At 28.7% G+C, this 18,046-nt stretch carries 17 protein-coding genes; 15 read left to right on the top strand and 2 right to left on the bottom strand.

Annotated features, from left to right (window positions below):
* The 6 genes from Tmeso_RS01065 to holA all read left to right on the top strand — a co-directional run bounded on the left by Tmeso_RS01065 (nucleotide 1) and on the right by holA (nucleotide 5,276).
* Nucleotides 1-837: a DUF2156 domain-containing protein gene (locus Tmeso_RS01065; protein WP_242967793.1), complete on the top strand. Its 837-nt coding sequence runs from the start codon at nucleotides 1-3 to the stop codon at nucleotides 835-837.
* A gap of 1 nt (nucleotide 838) precedes the next feature.
* Nucleotides 839-1,984: a GNAT family N-acetyltransferase gene (locus Tmeso_RS01060; protein ID WP_099187374.1), complete on the top strand. Its 1,146-nt coding sequence runs from the start codon at nucleotides 839-841 to the stop codon at nucleotides 1,982-1,984.
* 57 nt (nucleotides 1,985-2,041) lie between these two features.
* A complete protein-coding gene (locus Tmeso_RS01055) occupies nucleotides 2,042-2,287 on the top strand; it encodes a holin (RefSeq protein WP_099187372.1) in 246 nt (81 codons plus the stop codon).
* A gap of 83 nt (nucleotides 2,288-2,370) precedes the next feature.
* Entirely contained in the window at nucleotides 2,371-2,895 is a 525-nt protein-coding gene (locus Tmeso_RS01050; protein ID WP_099187370.1) for an ECF transporter S component, read from the top strand.
* A gap of 109 nt (nucleotides 2,896-3,004) precedes the next feature.
* Nucleotides 3,005-4,267: a ComEC/Rec2 family competence protein gene (locus Tmeso_RS01045; RefSeq protein ID WP_099187368.1), complete on the top strand. Its 1,263-nt coding sequence runs from the start codon at nucleotides 3,005-3,007 to the stop codon at nucleotides 4,265-4,267.
* Nucleotides 4,245-5,276 carry a DNA polymerase III subunit delta gene (holA, locus tag Tmeso_RS01040; protein WP_099187366.1) on the top strand — a complete coding sequence of 344 codons (1,032 nt, stop codon included), beginning with the start codon at nucleotides 4,245-4,247 and terminating at the stop codon, nucleotides 5,274-5,276. The genes Tmeso_RS01045 and holA overlap by 23 nt, the downstream gene beginning before the upstream one ends.
* A gap of 50 nt (nucleotides 5,277-5,326) precedes the next feature.
* On the opposite strand, the gene rpsT is transcribed toward holA, so the two are convergent.
* Nucleotides 5,327-5,593, bottom strand: a complete 267-nt coding sequence (gene rpsT / locus Tmeso_RS01035) for a 30S ribosomal protein S20 (protein WP_099187364.1) — start codon at nucleotides 5,591-5,593, stop codon at nucleotides 5,327-5,329.
* A 432-nt stretch (nucleotides 5,594-6,025) separates the two neighbouring features.
* On the opposite strand from rpsT, the gene gpr reads away from it, so the two are divergent.
* The 9 genes from gpr to dnaJ all read left to right on the top strand — a co-directional run bounded on the left by gpr (nucleotide 6,026) and on the right by dnaJ (nucleotide 16,470).
* The gene (gene gpr, locus Tmeso_RS01030; RefSeq protein WP_099187362.1) at nucleotides 6,026-6,973 is read left to right on the top strand and encodes a GPR endopeptidase; all 948 of its coding nucleotides are present in this window, start codon (nucleotides 6,026-6,028) and stop codon (nucleotides 6,971-6,973) included.
* A 78-nt stretch (nucleotides 6,974-7,051) separates the two neighbouring features.
* Nucleotides 7,052-8,023: a stage II sporulation protein P gene (gene spoIIP, locus Tmeso_RS01025; RefSeq protein WP_099187360.1), complete on the top strand. Its 972-nt coding sequence runs from the start codon at nucleotides 7,052-7,054 to the stop codon at nucleotides 8,021-8,023.
* A 5-nt stretch (nucleotides 8,024-8,028) separates the two neighbouring features.
* Entirely contained in the window at nucleotides 8,029-8,238 is a 210-nt protein-coding gene (locus tag Tmeso_RS01020; RefSeq protein ID WP_099187358.1) for a hypothetical protein, read from the top strand.
* A 332-nt stretch (nucleotides 8,239-8,570) separates the two neighbouring features.
* Nucleotides 8,571-10,370 carry a translation elongation factor 4 gene (gene lepA, locus Tmeso_RS01015; protein ID WP_099187356.1) on the top strand — a complete coding sequence of 600 codons (1,800 nt, stop codon included), beginning with the start codon at nucleotides 8,571-8,573 and terminating at the stop codon, nucleotides 10,368-10,370.
* 205 nt (nucleotides 10,371-10,575) lie between these two features.
* Nucleotides 10,576-11,712, top strand: a complete 1,137-nt coding sequence (hemW, locus tag Tmeso_RS01010; protein ID WP_099187354.1) for a radical SAM family heme chaperone HemW — start codon at nucleotides 10,576-10,578, stop codon at nucleotides 11,710-11,712.
* A gap of 92 nt (nucleotides 11,713-11,804) precedes the next feature.
* Nucleotides 11,805-12,839: a heat-inducible transcriptional repressor HrcA gene (gene hrcA / locus Tmeso_RS01005; protein WP_099187352.1), complete on the top strand. Its 1,035-nt coding sequence runs from the start codon at nucleotides 11,805-11,807 to the stop codon at nucleotides 12,837-12,839.
* 24 nt (nucleotides 12,840-12,863) lie between these two features.
* The gene (gene grpE / locus Tmeso_RS01000; protein ID WP_330400272.1) at nucleotides 12,864-13,400 is read left to right on the top strand and encodes a nucleotide exchange factor GrpE; all 537 of its coding nucleotides are present in this window, start codon (nucleotides 12,864-12,866) and stop codon (nucleotides 13,398-13,400) included.
* Nucleotides 13,401-13,432: 32 nt separating this feature from the next.
* On the top strand, nucleotides 13,433-15,271 hold the full coding sequence (gene dnaK, locus Tmeso_RS00995) for a molecular chaperone DnaK (protein WP_099187350.1): 1,839 nt from the start codon (nucleotides 13,433-13,435) through the stop codon (nucleotides 15,269-15,271).
* A 62-nt stretch (nucleotides 15,272-15,333) separates the two neighbouring features.
* Nucleotides 15,334-16,470, top strand: coding sequence for a molecular chaperone DnaJ (dnaJ, locus tag Tmeso_RS00990; RefSeq protein WP_099187348.1), 1,137 nt, complete (start codon nucleotides 15,334-15,336; stop codon nucleotides 16,468-16,470).
* 185 nt (nucleotides 16,471-16,655) lie between these two features.
* Here the strand turns inward: dnaJ and Tmeso_RS00985 are convergent, their stop codons facing one another.
* A complete protein-coding gene (locus tag Tmeso_RS00985; protein WP_187296177.1) occupies nucleotides 16,656-17,888 on the bottom strand; it encodes an EAL and HDOD domain-containing protein in 1,233 nt (410 codons plus the stop codon).
* Nucleotides 17,889-18,046: the final 158 nt, after the last annotated feature.

Genomic DNA, 18,046 nt, shown 5'->3' with positions numbered 1-18,046 from the left:
TTGAAAAATCTAAATCATGAAGCTTGTGAATATAATTTTACAACTTTATTTATGTGGCAACATTTATATAAAACTATGTATCATAAAGGAGAAAATTTTATAGTTATTATAGGTGAGTATGAAGATCATAAATTCACTGTAATACCCCTTGCAAAGAAAGAAAATTTAAAAAATGCATTTGAATTTATTGTGGATTACTTCCAAGAGAATAATCAAAATATTCATTTGAGGGCTGCAACTGGAGAATTCATTAAATTTCTTAAAGAAAATTACGATGAAAGATTTAATTATATAGAAGAAAGAGATTATTTTGATTATGTTTATTTAGGTGAAAGTCTAAGGACTCTTAAGGGCAGAAAGTATCAAAAAAAGAGAAATCATGTTAACTATTTTTTAAAAGAGTATGATGGAAGGTTTGAATATAAAAGATTGAATGAAGATGATTTTTACGAATGCCTAAATCTCTTAGAAAAATGGACTGAAAATAAAGAAGATGATGAAAGTATATTAAGTGAAAAAATTGCAATTGAGAAGGTATTTAAAAATTATGATAAGTTAGATGTAAAAGTAGGGGGAATATATATAGATTCTAAACTAGAAGCATTTACATTTGGAGAATATTTGAATGATAATATGGCACTTATACATGTGGAAAAAGCTAATGCAGAAATAAGAGGATTATATCCTATAATAAATAAGTTATTTTTAGAAAATGAATTTAAAGATGTTGAATTTGTAAATAGGGAAGAAGATCTAGGTGTTGCAGGGTTAAGAAAAGCTAAGTTATCTTATTATCCTCATAAATTCGTAGAAAAGTATACTGTATTGGAGGTTTAATATGAAAATTAGATTTGCGTATAATGAGGATATACAAGAAATAAAAAATATGTGGAGATACTGTTTTGGTGACACTGAAGAGTTCATGAATTATTATTTCGAAAATAAATATAAATGTGAAAATACATTGGTAGTTGAAGATAATGATAGAATAATATCTTCTCTTCAATTAAATCAATATAAAATAAAAATAAATAATGATATATATGATACATCTTATATTGTAGGTGTATCCACACTTCCTGAAGCTAGAGGAGGGGGTGTTATGAGTAATTTAATGAGAACTACACTTAATGAACTTTATAATAAAAAGCAAGTAATATCTATACTCATGCCTATAGATTATAGGTTGTATAGAAGGTTTGGATATGAACATTGTTATGATCAAATCAATTATGAAATAGATATGGATTTTTTGAAAGATTTTAAATCAAATGGTGTTTTTAAAAAAGCATTAAATAAACATATAGATTCTATAATAAATATTTATGATTGCTTTTTTAAGAATAAAAATGGATATGTAAAAAGAGACAAAAAATATTACGAAATACTGTTTAAAGAAATAGAATCAGAAAGTGGATATATATACATACATGAAGATGAGAAGCAAGTGGATGGGTATATAATATATTTTAAAATGGGTGATACTATGTTTGTAAGGGAGGTTGCTTATAAAAACATAAATGCATTAAAATCTATATTGAAATTCATATATAATCATAATACTCAATTTAAAAAAGTTAGTATTAACTCTATTATAGATGACAAAATAAAACTTATAATTCCCGCTCTTAAGAAAATAGATATTAATATAAAGCCATTTATGATGGGAAGGGTAATTAATGTTCAAAAGTTCATAAAAAACTTGAACATAGAGGAAAATATAAGTTTAAAATTGAGAATAAAGGATGAGTTTATAGATCAAAACAATAAAACGTTTTTTATAAATAATAAACAAGTAGCATCTACTTATGAAAAAGAAGATGTTTCTATAGATATAAATACATTTAGTCAACTGGCCTTTTCTTATATAGGAGTCGATGAAGCAGTTTTTTTAGGAAATATAAAGGTTGAAGATATTGATTATATTGATATTTTAAAGAAAATATTTAATAAAAAGATTAATTATATAAATGAATATATATAAGGGGCCTAGTGCCCTTTTTTTAGTTTTAGAATAAATATATTATAGGAGGTGGGTTTCATGGACGGTTATTTAAATCCTATAATAATATCCTTAATAGTTGGTATAACTCAAGTTATAAAAACAGCTGGACTCCCTAAAAAATTTGCACCATTAGTATCATTAGGTATAGGAATAGTGCTGTGTATAGTTTATGAAACTAATGTAGATATAAAAAAGAGTATTCTGGATGGTATAATAGCAGGGCTTACTGCGAGTGGTTTGTTTTCTGGATACAAAAGTGTTTCAAAATGTAATAAAAAATAAAATTGTATCGGTTCAATGATTATTGTTATATAAAATTTTCCCTGGTATAATTGAGATTGAATAATGTTATAGGGGGAGTTTTTATGAAAAATACAAAATTATCTAATTTAGTTCTTATGGGACTTATGACTGCAATGGTTTGTATTGGTACAATGTTAATTCAAATTCCTGTACCTGCTACTAATGGATTTGTAAATATTGGAGATAGTATAATTTTTATAACATCTGTTCTATTTGGACCAGTAGCTGGTATGGTAGCAGGTGGTATAGGTTCAGCACTTGCTGATATTTTAAGTGGATATGCTCATTGGGCTTTATTTACATTGATAATAAAAGGACTAGAAGGATTGGTAGTAGGAATTTTAGTTAAAAAATATAAAAATAAATTCATATTATCTGGATCTATGATTGTAGGATCTATAGTTATGGTAGTTGGTTATTATATTGGTGGAGGTATATTAAAAGGAAGCTTTATAGTATCTTTGGAATCTATTCCTTGGAATATAGTACAGGGAGTGGCAAGTACTATAGTAGGAGTGTTGGTATCTAGTGCTATAATGAAAACTAATTACATGAAAGTAAATAAGGCTTTGAAAAATGAAATTTAAATACATTTAAAATCCTCGAATTATAAAAAATAATTCGAGGATTTTTGTTTGTTTATATATTCCTTTGATTATAATATCAAATAATATTATAATCAAAGGAATGGGATAAATGAGAAGACCTATTGTTTTAATTTTGCTTGTAAGTATAATAATTTCCACTTTATACACTAAAAACTATAACGATAAATTTTATAATATAGAGGATAAGTATATCCAAGTTGAAGGTGTTGTTAAAAATATTATTTATAAAGAATACTACTGTGAGTATGCGGTAGGAAATTTTTTGATAAGAGATTTTAATAAAAGTCAAAGCGTAAGAATAGGAGATTATATTCAAGTAAAAGGAATCTTTAAAAGTTCTTACAATATAAAGATTGATAAATTCGATTATGGTATTTATTTAAAATCAAAGGGTATAGATGGAATAGTAAATTCCGATTGCATAAAATCATCTGAATATTACAGTATGTATTTTTTTATAAACAAAATGAAAACAAGTATAACGTATTCTATAAAAGATATTTTCAGAGAAAACTATTCGTTCGTAAATGCTTTAATACTAGGAGATAAAACCGATTTAGATATAAATATTAAAGAAGTGTTTTCAAAGGCAGGAGTGAGTCATATAATAGCTTTATCTGGTCTTCATGTAGGTATAGTTATATATATCATAACGTTGATTATAGGTAAAATTAATAACATATTAAAATTTTTTACTATAAGTATATTGATATTCTTATATTTTGTTATTGTGGGTTTTAAAGGGTCCATGTTTAGAGCATGTATTTTTAGCTTTATAATATATTTATCTGTATTTGTGCAAAGAGAGTATGATGGGATGTCTGCGCTTTCTCTTGTGGGAATTATTTTATGTATTATAAATCCGTTTATTATATATGATATAGGAGTTCAATTGTCTTTCTTAGCTACATTATCTATAATATATTTTTATGATAAAATTGATAAGTATGTACGATGTCCTCTCGTATCAATAACATTATCTGCAAGTATATTGACTATTCCTGTTGTTTATTATAGATTTAAGATTATATCCAATGTATTCTTAATAACTAATATACTAATAGTTCCAACTGTAGGAATACTCATAGGATTAATTTTCATGTGCATTTTTTTTTACTATATAAATTTTAGTATTATTTATTTGATTCTATCTAAAATAGTTTGTTTTATAATATTTTATATAAAATCTATTTTATTTTATTTATCTAGTATAAAATATTCATATATAGAATTTGAAACTGTTAATTTGAAATTAGTTGTGCTTTATTATATACTTTTAATGACATATATGATATATAACGAAAGAAAAACAGTAAAGGAGCAATTAAATGAAGTACGGGGATATAATTAAAAATATAAAGGTGAATAAATTTGAAAAAATATATACATTCTATGGTAAAGAAAGGTATCTTATAGATGAATTGATAAAGAAATTTAAAAAAAGTTTAAATAGTACGTTTGTAGATTTTAATTTTTCTACAATAGATGGAAATCAAACTAGCTTAGATGAAATTATAAGTAGCTTAGAAACTATTCCATTTATGGATGATAGAAAGGTTGTAGTTATTAAAAACTTTGAGCTTTTGACTAACAAGAAAAAGAATTTTACACAACAAGATGAAGATGAAATTTGTGAATATATAAAAAATACTCCCGATCATGCAATACTAATATTTGCTATTTATTCTGATATAGATAAGAGAAAAAAGTTTACTAAAGAACTTGGAAAATATGGAACTGTGCTAAATTGTAATAAATTAGATAATAATGAACTATTGAAATGGGCTCAAAAAAGATTTAAGAAGGAAAATGTAGACATAGACAATTCTACATTGAATTATTTTTTGAATAATATAGACTATCAAAATAAGAACTCAGATAAGACTTTGTCTGATGTAGAAAATGAAATTATGAAGATAACTTCATTTGTGGGGCAAGGCAAAAAAGCTTCTATAAGTGATGTAGATGAGTTATCCTCTAAAAAAACAGAAAATGATATATTTAAATTGATAGATTTTATAGGAAATAAAAATGCCAGTGAGGCAATAAAGATATTCAATGATATGATTGTTAAAGGAGAATCTCCTTTAATGATTTTAAGTATGATTTCAAGACAGTTCAAAATAATAATGCAGTCTAAGCTATTAAATGGAAAAGGAGATACGGAACATGTTATAGCAAAGTCTTTAGGCATTCATCCGTATGTTATAAAAAAAGCATTGATACAAAGTAAAAAATTTGATAATACTTCAATAATAAGACTACAAAATGAACTCTTAGAGGCTGATTATAGCATAAAGAGTGGGCTTAAAAAAGATATATTAGCGTTGGAAATTATAATATCTAAATTCTGTATGTAGTAAAAACACAATAAAAAAACCCCAGAAATTTCTGGGGTTTTTGTAGTATATTAACCTGCTATAGTGTTTAACTTTTTAGCTAGTTTAGATACTTTTCTAGCAGCAGCGTTTTTATGCATAGTTCCTTTAGCAGCTACTTGGTATATTTTCTTTTCAGCAGATCTGAAGTTGTTCATTGCTTCTTCTTTGTTTCCAGCAACTAGAGACTCTTCAAATTTTCTTATAGCAGTTTTAACTTGAGATTTTCTAGCTTTATTTAAAGCTGTTTTCTTAGCTATAACGTTTATTCTTTTCTTAGCTGATTTAATGTTAGCCAATCTGTTCACCCCCTTGTATGTATAATGGTTCTTCAAATATCAACAAAGTAGATTTTATCAGAAAAAAAACTAAAAATCAAGGAAAATATATATTAATGATATTTTAAAATGCTGACTTTTAATATAATAGACAAAAATCTAATAAAATATAATAAAATATCTTAATTTGTCTTAAAAATAAAAAAATTCGTCTAGTCGCTACGCGCTGACTCATGTCGCCAACGATCCCTAATGGGCTCCGTTGCTCAAAATTCACATGCGTTCATGGCGCCAACAAGTCTTACGACTCTGTTGCTTAAAAATAGTTGCGAGTGTAATTCTTTAATCAATTATTTTAAATTTAAATAATATATGCTCATATGAAGTTATAAAAAACAAAAAATTGTAAAATATATATAGTAGGTATTTATTATAGATTATGGAGGGGTACATTTGAAGAATATAAGAACTGATTTAGCTATTGAAGCAAGAGAAATGTATAGTGAAGACAGAGATGTTGAGATACCTGGAGTTAAAGTTGATAAAGAAGAAAATGAAGATTACACAGTAACTAGAATTGAAATTATGAATGATACAGGAAAAGAGGTAATGGGAAAGGAGAAAGGTATTTATATTACTATCGAATCTAAGTATTTGACATTTGATGATGAGGAATCGAGAAATACAATCGTTGGATGTGTTAGTGAACAATTAAGTAAGTTGTTTGAAAATAAAACAAATAAAAAGACACTGATAATAGGTCTTGGAAACTGGAACATAACATCTGATGCACTGGGCCCTAAAACTGTATCAAAAACATTAGTTACTAGACATTTATTTAAAGCTTATAACAAAGAAGAAGACAAGGATTTAAGTGAAGTAGCAGCTCTTAGTCCTGGTGTTATGGGGATAACTGGTATAGAAACTAGTGAAACAGTTAAAGCTTTAGTAGAAATGATAAAGCCTGATAGAGTAGTGGCTATAGACGCCTTAGCTTCTAGAAAGTTAGAAAGAGTCAATAAAACTATACAGATATCTACAGCTGGAATATCTCCAGGTGCTGGGATTGGAAATATAAGAAAATCTTTAAATGAGGAATATTTAAATGTTCCTGTAATTGCAATTGGCGTTCCTACTGTTGTTGATGCAGCTACCTTAACATCTGATGTTATAGATATGACTATAGACAATCTTATAAAAGAAAGCACAGAGGGGAAACAATTTTATAATATGTTAAAATCATTAAAAGAAGAAGAAAAATATAGATTAATTAAAGAATTACTAGAGCCATTTGATCAAAATGTAGTAGTTACACCTAAAGATATAGATGAAATAATAGACAATCTAGCTATAATACTTAGTATGTCTTTAAATAAATCATTACATCCAGGAATAAATTAATAAACATTTTCATAATATTTATAAATGGATTAAATATTGTTTTACTTAAAGAGGACAAGAATTAGGGGAGGTATACAGATGAGAAAAAAATCAATAATATTGAGTATTATTTTAAGTATATCTTTTGTGGCTATTTTTTCGATTACAAGTAAGGCCATTAGTTCAAATGAAGAAGATTTTTTAAAATATCTTATAACTAAAACATATCCTGAACTAAAGGAAGAAAAAAAGAACAAAGGATTAGTTAAGATAGGGTTTAACATGTTGAGGAAAGATGAAGATGAAATTGCGAGTCATGAAAATCAAGAATTTATAAAAATAACTGTTAATGACAAAAAAAACACGGAAACAAATAATAAAATTGCAAAACCATCAAATAATAAAAAACCTGAAGTACCACAAAAAGTAGAACTTGTTAATGGGAAGCCTCAGATTTTAATATATCATACTCATGGGACTGAAAGTTACGAACCAGAAAGAACAGGTAATTATCATTCTCTAAATAGAAAATACTCAGTATTAGCTGTAGGAGATGAATTAAAAAAACATTTAGAGGAAAAAGGATACAGTGTTTTACATAATCAAGAATATCATGACTACCCATCTTTTAATGGATCTTATAGTAGATCTTTAAAAACAGCTAGAGGTGTATTGAGCAAATACGATAGTATAAAATTTATATTTGATATACATCGAGATGGAATAGATATAAAAAATGAAGAAATGAGAAAAAGTGTAAAAAAACAGGAGACTACGACTATAGATGGAGAAAAAGTAGCAAGATTTTCTATAGTAGTAGGACCTGAAAGTGCTAACAGGACAGAAGTAGAAAAATTTGCAAATTATATAATAGATATAAGCAATAAAAAATATCCTGGTCTTGCAAAAAAAGTTATAGTAAAGCCATATGGTAAATTCAATCAATTTTTATCGAATAATTATGCTCTAATAGAGATAGGAGGAAATGCAAATACTATACAGGAATCTTTGAATACTACTAAATATTTATCAGAGATATTAGATGAAGCTTTAAAAAATATGAAAAGGTGATCTTTATGGGAAGACTAGAAAAAACTATAGAAAGTAAAAAAAATAAGAAAATTATTTTAACTAGAAGGATATTTACATTGGTTACCTTGATAATATTTTTATCTTGTATAAATATAGTTGATTATCGAACTAGAACTTTTATGGGAATTTACGATAAATCTATTTATTATAAAGTATATACATTTGTTGAAGGCTTATCTTATAAAGTAAGATAAGCCTTGTTTAATTTATAGAAATATAATTTTCAATCTGTCCATAACATTGATTAGAGTACTATATAATCAACTGATTTAAGAAACGGAGCCAGTATGACTCGTTGGCGATATGAGACATGCAGTAGCATAAAGCGAATTTTATAGTTGATATTTAAAATATGTATTATAAAACGAATAAAAATTTATTGAAATATAGATAATTACATTATACAATAAAGATTATATTGCTTATTAAAATAAGTGCATATATACATAATTACTCGTTGGTGTCATGAGTCAGTGCGTAGCGACTATACGAATTTTTAATATAGATGAGGAGGAAGCATAAAGCAATGAATAAACAAAGTAGAACTCGTAATTTTAGTATAATAGCTCATATAGATCATGGAAAATCTACTTTAGCTGATAGATTAATTCAACATACAGGACTTGTTAGTGAAAGAGATATGAAAGATCAGCTTTTAGACAATATGGATTTAGAAAGAGAAAGAGGAATAACTATAAAGCTTCAAAATATAAGATTGATATATAAAGCTAAAGATGGAAATGAATATTATTTAAATTTAATAGATACTCCAGGACATGTAGATTTTAACTATGAGGTATCAAGAAGCCTTGCAGCGTGTGAGGGAGGACTTTTAGTAGTAGATGCAGCACAAGGGGTTGAAGCTCAGACTCTTGCTAATGTTTATTTAGCAATAGATCAAAATCTTGAAATAGTACCTGTTATAAATAAGATAGATCTTCCAAGTGCTAGACCAGATGAGATAAAGGAAGAAATAGAAGATATAATTGGAATTGATGCATCAGAGGCTCCGTTAGTATCTGCAAAAGAGGGACTTAACATAGAAGATGTGCTAGAGGCTATAGTTAAGAGTGTCCCTAGCCCGCAAGGAGATAAAGATGCCCCTTTGAAGGCTTTGATATTTGATTCATACTATGATAGCTATAAAGGAGTTGTGGCATATATAAGAGTGTTTGAAGGAACTCTAAAAAAAGGTATGAAAATAAGAATGATGAATACTAAAAAGACTTTTGAAGTTACAGAAGTTGGAGTTATGGCACCTGGACAAGTTACTATAGATGAGTTATGTGCGGGAGATGTAGGGTATGTTGCAGCTAGTATAAAAGAAATAAGAAGCTGTCAAGTTGGAGATACTATAACAGATCATGAAAATCCAACGGATGAACCTATGCCAGGTTATAAGAAGGCAACTCCTATGGTTTACTGTGGTATTTATCCAGCGGAAGGTGAAAAATATGAAGACATAAGAGACGCACTTGAAAAATTACAAGTAAATGATGCGGCACTTGAATTTGAGCCAGAGACATCTGCAGCTTTAGGATTTGGATTTAGATGTGGATTTTTGGGGCTTCTTCATATGGAAATAATGCAAGAAAGACTAGATCGAGAGTTTGATCTTAACATAATAACTACTGCGCCATCTGTTATATACAGGGTTACTAAGCATGATGGAGAAGTATTAATGATACAAAATCCTACTAATCTTCCTCCTGTTGCTGAAATACAAATGATGGAAGAACCTATTGTTAAATCTAATATAATAGTTCCTAATGATTATGTAGGAGTTGTTATGGAACTTGCACAAGAAAGACGTGGAGAAATGAAAAATATGGAGTATATAGATACAAGAAGAGTTATGCTTCATTATGAACTTCCACTGAACGAGGTTATATATGATTTCTTTGATGCTTTAAAATCTAGAACAAGAGGATATGGATCTCTAGATTATGAATTTAAAGAATACAAACAATCTAACCTAGTAAAACTAGATATACTTATAAATAAAGAGCAAGTAGATGCACTGTCATTTATAGTACATGAGAGTACGGCATATAATAGAGGCAAGGTTATGTGTGAAAAATTAAAAGATGAAATACCAAGACATCAGTTTGTAGTTCCAATACAAGCTTCTGTGGGAAATAAGGTTATTTCAAGAGAAACTGTAAGGGCTCTTAGAAAAGATGTTTTAGCTAAATGCTATGGTGGAGATATCTCTCGTAAGAAAAAGCTACTTCAAAAGCAAAAAGAAGGTAAGAAGAGAATGAGACAAATAGGATCTGTAGAGGTTCCTCAAAAGGCATTTATGTCAGTACTGAAAATAGATTAAAAAAGTAAAGAGTCCTAAAATACTATTCTATAGTATTTTAGGGCTTTAATATTCTATACGAAATTATATAGTTTTAAATCTGTGTATAATATTGATTGAAGAACTTCACTTGCAACTATTTTGAGCAACGGATACCATAGGGATCGTTGGCGACATTAGCTATTGCGTAGCGACTAGACGAATTTTTTTATTAGGAGGAATTATATTGGGAAAAGGGCTTTACGTACATGTACCTTTTTGTATAAAAAAATGTAATTACTGTGATTTTAATTCTTTTAAATTAGATTATGAAGATAAGAAGAGGTATATTCGAAGTATAATAACTGAAATGAATCTTTACTCTAAACAATTCGATAAAGATTGTTTTTCAACTGTATTTATTGGAGGAGGAACTCCTAGTATTTTAGAAAATGAAGAACTAAAACTATTGATAGACAATATACATAGTAACTTTGATATAGTAGATGATGCTGAAATAAGTATTGAAGCAAATCCTGGTACTTTGACTGAAGAAAAATTAAATACTCTATTCTTATCGGGTGTAAATAGGCTTAGTATAGGTCTTCAATCGAGTGATAGAAAGCATTTAGAGTCTCTTGGAAGAATACATTCGTATGAAGAATTCAAAGAAAACTTTGAAATAGCAAGAAAAATAGGTTTTGAGAATATAAATGTAGATTTGATGTTTTCTCTTCCAAGTCAAACCTTTGAACATTGGAAGCAAACTCTTAAAGATGTTGTAAAACTGAATCCGAGTCATATATCTGCGTATTCTCTTATAATAGAAAATGAGACTGTGTTTGGAAGGTTATATGACGAAGGAAAACTAGAACTATTAGACGAGGAATTAGATTTGAAAATGTACTACTATACAAGAGATTATTTAAAAGAAAAGGGATATAATCAATATGAAATCTCAAATTATGCAAAAGATAAAAAAGAGTGTAAACATAACATACTATACTGGAGATGTGGGCAATATTTAGGTCTTGGTCCGGGAGCTCACTCTTATTTGAATAAAGAGAGATTTTCTAATTATAAGGATATAAAAACGTATTGTGAAAAACTAAGAAATTTTGAACTTCCTATAGAAAATATAGAAAAGCTTGATAAACAAGATATGATTGAGGAAAAAATATTTATGGGACTTAGGATGAATGAAGGTATAGACTTGAAAAAGATTAATGAAGAATTTAAAGTTGATTTTATGAAAATGTATAAAAACGAAGTAGAATCTTTAAAAAATACGAATCTTATAGAGTTGGTGGATTCTAGATTGAGCTTGACAAACAAGGGAATCGATATAAGTAATAAAGTGTTTGTAGAATTTTTGAAAAAGTAATCTTGACAAAATGAAATAATAGTGGTATTTTAAATGCATAAGGTTTTTAGCACTCGGATGTGGTGAGTGCTAACAGCGAAGAGGTGATTCTTATGAGTTTAACTGAAAGAAAAAGAAAGATACTTGAGGCGATAATAAAAGATTATATTGAGAATGCTGAAGCTGTAGGATCTAGAACCATATCGAAAAAATATGAATTAGGAGTGAGTGCAGCTACAATACGGAATGAGATGTCTGATTTAGAAGAGATGGGTTACTTAATTCAGCCTCATACCTCTTCAGGTAGAGTACCATCTGAAAAGGGATATAAATTGTATGTAAATAGCTTGATGAAAGAAGATAATCTAACAGATCCAGAAAGACATGTTATAAAGCAGTCTATAATCAAAAATATGGGTGAAGTTAGATATTTATTAGAAGATACTCTTAAGCTTCTTTCTAAATTTACTAACTGTACGTCTGTTGCATTAACACCAAAGGCTAGTGCTAGTAAAATAAAGCATTTACAAATAATACATGTTACTGAAAATAGCATTTTACTCATTATAATAACTGATAAAGGTGTTGTTAAAAATACCTTGATAAAACACAATATGCAAATGAATCAAGAAAAAGTAAATATAGTCTCCAAAATGTTAAGTGAACATTTTAGTGGAAAGACAATGAGTGATTTAGATGAGGAATTTATTAGGTATGTAAATTCCAAAATGCTAAATTACAGTAATATTTTGGATAATATATTAGATGGAATATATTATAATTTATCTCAAACAGATGAATTAGAGATTTTGTTAAATGGAGTTACTAATATATTCAATTTTCCTGAATTCAATGATATAGTAAAGGCTAAGGCTTTTTTAAATGTATTAGAAGAAAAGCAAACAGTTGCAAATATATTAAATACAAAAGGTATAACTAAAGAACATCTTAATATAGTTATAGGTAGTGATAACTACTATGATATAATAAAAGATTGTAGTGTTATAACAGCTACTTGTGATATAGATGGAATAGTCATAGGTAAGATAGGCATTATTGGACCCACTAGAATGGACTATTCAAAAATGTGTTCTATAGTTAACTGTGTAGGAGATGTATTAAAAAATTCTGTTAAAAAGAAATTGTAATATAGGTATTAAGGGGTGAACGTTTTGAATGAAAAAGAAATGCCTGAAAATGAAATTGAACAAGAAATAGACCAAGAAATTGAACCAGAGTTTGAACAAACAGAGGAGTCTTGCGAAAAAATAGACTCTAAAGATAAAGAATTACAAGAAGCTAAAGATTCACTACAACGACTTCAAGCAGATTTCAACAATTATAGAAGAAGAGTTGATAAGGAAAAAAGTGATATAAGCTTATTTGCAAATGAAAAGATAATAACAGAATTACTTCCTGTTATGGATAATATGCAAAGAGCTATTGACTCTTCTGCTGATGATGAAAAAGAAAGTGGCATTTACAAAGGTGTAGAGCTTGTATTAAAACAATTAGTAGACACTTTAAAAAAGTTTGGAGTAGAAGAGATACAAACAGATGAATGTGATTTTGATCCAAATTATCATTATGCTGTGCTTCAAGATGAAATAGAAGGTGTTGAGCCTAATAAGGTTGTAGATGTATTACAAAGAGGATATAAGTTTACAAATAAAGTTATAAGACCAGCAATGGTTAAAGTATCAAAATAGATATAATATGGAATTTAAAGGAGGATATATATATGAGTAAAATAATTGGAATTGATTTAGGAACAACGAATTCATGTGTATCAGTGCTTGAGGGAGGAGAGCCAACAGTTATAACTAATGCAGAAGGAATGAGAACTACTCCATCTATTGTAGCTTTTGGAAAAGATGGTGAAATAATAGTAGGAGAGCCTGCAAAAAGACAAGCTGTTACTAATCCTGAGAAAACTATAATGTCTATAAAAAGACATATGGGAACAGATTATAAGGTTAATATAGATGGAAAAGATTATAGCCCACAAGAAATTTCGGCTATGGTACTTCAAAAATTAAAGGCTGATGCAGAGGCACACTTAGGAGAAACTGTTAAAGAAGCTGTTATAACTGTTCCAGCTTATTTTACAGATGCTCAAAGACAAGCAACTAAGGATGCAGGTAGAATAGCAGGACTTGAAGTGAAGAGAATTATAAATGAGCCAACTGCTGCAGCTTTAGCATATGGTCTTGATAAAGCTAATGAAGATCAAAAAATATTAGTATTTGACTTAGGTGGAGGTACTTTTGACGTATCCATACTTGAAATTGGAGATGGAGCATTTGAAGTTTTAGCTACTAATGGAAACAATCATTTAGGTGGAGATGACTTTGATGATTTAATAATTAACTATATAGCTGAGGACTTTAAAAAGCAAGAAGGTGTAGATTTAAGAAATGATAAGATGAGTCTTCAAAGATTAAAGGAAGCTGCTGAAAAAGCTAAAAAAGAGCTTTCAAGTGTTATGAGTACAAATATAAATTTACCGTTTATAACTGCAACAGCTACTGGTCCAAAACATTTAAATATGGATCTTTCAAGAGCTAAATTTGAAGAACTTTCAGCTAAATTGGTAGAAAATACTATGGAGCCAACAAGAAAAGCATTAGCAGACGCTGGTCTTAATCCATCAGATATAGACAAAGTATTATTAGTTGGAGGCTCAACTCGTATACCAGCAGTTCAAGAAGGAATCAAGAAATTTATAGGTAAGGAATCTCATAAAGGAATAAATCCAGATGAGTGTGTATCTGTAGGAGCATCAATTCAAGGTGGAGTATTAACTGGAGAAGTTAAAGATTTATTACTTTTAGATGTTACTCCTTTATCTTTAGGAATCGAAACTTTAGGCGGAGTATTAACTAAGATAATAGAAAGAAATACTACTATACCAACTAAGAAATCTCAAGTATTCTCTACAGCTGCTGATAATCAAACTGCTGTTGACATTCACGTTCTTCAAGGTGAAAGATCTATGGCAGCTGACAATACTACGCTTGGAAGATTCCAATTAACAGATATTCCACCAGCGCCAAGAGGAGTACCTCAAATAGAAGTTACATTTGATATAGATGCAAATGGTATTGTTCATGTTTCAGCTAAAGATATGGGAACAGGTAAAGAGCAAAAGATAACTATTACATCTGATACAAACCTTTCAGAAGAAGAAATAGAAAGAAAAGTTAAAGAAGCAGAAATGAATGCTCAACAAGATAAAGAAAGAAAGGAAAAGATAGAAGCTGTTAATAATGCAGAATCTACTATATACCAAACAGAGAAAACTTTAAATGAATTAGGAGATAAAGTAGGGGCAAATGATAAAGCAGAAATAGAAGCCGCTATTAAGAACTTAAAAGAAGTTAAAGAGAAACAAGATGCAACTTCAGAAGAACTTAAAAAAGCTACTGAAGATGTAATGACTAAATTCCATAAGGTTTCTCAAGAAATGTATCAACAAGCAGCTGCAGATCAACAAGCACAAGGAGATCAAGGTCAAGAAGGTCCTAAGGACGAAAATGTTGTTGATGCAGATTATGAAGTTGTTGATGACGAAAAATAATATAAATAGCTTGTGGCAAATAAAGTCACAAGCTATTATTATGATATGGGCGGTGATATAAGTTGAGTAAAAGGGATTATTATGAAGTGCTAGGTGTTGAAAAGGGCGCTTCAGACCAGGAGTTGAAAAAAGCATACAGAAAGCTTGCTATGAAATATCATCCAGATAGAAATCCAGATAATAAAGAAGCCGAGGAAAAGTTTAAAGAAGCAAATGAGGCTTATGAAGTTCTTTCGGATTCTCAAAAAAGACAAAACTACGATCAGTTTGGTCATGCTGGAGCAAATGGAGGATTTGGAGGCCATGGCGGATTCGATTTTAATGGATCTGGATTCGGTGGATTTGAGGATATCTTCGGAGATATGTTTGGAGACATATTTGGCGGTGGAAGATCAAGAAGAAGAAATGGACCAGAAAGAGGGTCTGATATTAGATATAGAATGAGTATTTCTTTTGAGGAAGCTGCATTTGGAACTGAAAAAGAAATAAATATAAATAGAAGTGAAAATTGTGAAGAATGTTCTGGAACAGGAGCAAAACCAGGAACATCTAAAAAAACTTGCCCTACTTGTGGAGGTTCAGGTGAGGTAAAGCAAGCTCAAAGAACTCCATTTGGAACTATGATGAATGTTAGAGCTTGCCATGCTTGTTCAGGTAGCGGAAGTATAATTGAAACACCTTGTACTAAATGTGGTGGTAAAGGTGAGATTAGCAAGAAAAAGCAGGTTAATATTAAAATACCAGCAGGAATAGATGAAGGTTCTGCAATAAGACTTTCTGGTGAAGGGGAATTAGGATTAAGAGGAGGTCCAAGAGGAGATTTATATGTTGTAATAGATGTATTACCTCATAAACTATTTGAAAGAGATGGAAATGATGTATATTGTGAAATGCCTATAACATTTGCACAAGCTGCTCTTGGTGACGAGGTTGAAGTTCCTACTCTTGATGGTAAGGTTAAGTATAAAATACCTGAGGGAACTCAAACCGGAACGGTATTTAGGTTAAGAGAAAAAGGTATACCAAGACTTAGATCAAAAACAAGGGGAGACCAGTATGTGAAAGTTGTAGTAGAGGTTCCTAAGCGACTTTCAGAAAAGCAAAAAGATCTATTAAAACAATTTGCAAAGGAAAGTGGAGAAGAGGTTCACGAACAGCGTAAAAACTTCTTTGATAAAATGAAAGATTTATTTAAATAAAAATTCGCTTTATGCTGCCGCATAGCTCATGTCGCCAACGAGTCCTACGGGCTCCGTTGCTCAAAATAGTTGATGCTGTAGTACTTTTACAATGTTATCTATAACTTGCAAATTATATAATTTTATATAGAGTAAAAAAAGTCTGTTGACATCAACTTTGTCAACAGACTTTTTTTAGTATAATATTAAACTGATTTGTTTTCTGTTATTAATGCATTTAACTCATCCGTCCATTTTATAGATTCAAAATAGAAATCAGGAAGTTTATGTATATCTATATTTAGTTTTTGAGCATATATAGAAATTTCTTCCCAACGGCCTTCTTCATATTTTAGTATGAAATTATATATATCAGTAAGAGGGCTATCTTTTTGTAGTAATGCTTTTTTTATATCTTCAGATAAGGGGAGTTTTTTTAATATTTTTTCCATAGGCTCTTCCAATAAAGTATCGATAACAGACATAAGACCCATTAGCATTACTTCGTTTTTTCTGTTATTATGAATAGAATTTTCTGCTAAAAACTCACCGAGTTTAGATCTGAAAAGAGATGTTTTAAAAGTTTCATTACAAGAATTTTTTTGGAAATTCTGCATCATTACTATGTATACCCATTTCTCTATTTCTTTTAGTCCTAACATTGCCAGAGCATGTTTTATAGAATGAATTTCACTTATCAATGTGAACTTTGAATTTACAAGTCTTAAAAATGTATAAGCTATACTAGTGTCAGATTCTATTATTTTTGTAATTTTGTCATATGAAGGTTCTTTCTTATTTAATTCTTCTGAAATTAGAAAATAATGAATTCTATTTCCGCAAATTCCTCTGCCTTTGATTATTGTTGGTTTGTTAAAAAAGTATCCCTGAAAATAGTCATACCCAATACTTTTAACAAAGTCAAACATTTCATTTGTTTCAACTTTTTCTGCAAGAAATTTTCTTTTATTATTATCATATTTTTTAACGATTTTTTCTAAATCATATATTGTATTGTTAAGAACATCTACTTTTAGAATATCTGAAAGTTCTACTAAATTTTCGTAAGGATAATCAGCTTTATAATCGTCTAAAGCTATTATATATCCATGTGATTTTAGATTTTTAATTTTATTTATAAAATTTTCATCTGGAATGATATCTTCTAAAAGCTCTATAACTATTGTATCTTTATTAAAAATTAATGGAATATCGTTATGTATTAAATTTTTGTCAAAATTTATAAATGCTTTATTAGTTTTAGTTAAATTTTCAAGTCCTATTGAAAAATAACTATTTACAAGGAGTATAGATGTAGCTTTACTAGAATTTATACTAGCATCAAAAAAATTTTTGTTTCCGTCTCTATATAAAAGTTCATATGCTATAACTTCTCTATTTCTATTAAAAATTGGTTGTCTAGCAACAAAAACCTCCATAAACATCCTCCTTATTTTTATGATATAAATGTATTTATATATATTTATATCATAAAAATACATATATTGTTTAAATTAATTGAAAAATGTTTAAAAAAAGTATTTTTTTTACTTTAAACGAAAAAAATTAATTAATTGTATAATTAAGTTAAAAAAAA

This window comes from Tepidibacter mesophilus, from assembly GCF_002724055.1.
GTDB lineage: Bacteria > Bacillota > Clostridia > Peptostreptococcales > Peptostreptococcaceae > Tepidibacter_A > Tepidibacter_A mesophilus.
This window is presented reverse-complemented; position numbering and strand designations above follow the sequence as displayed.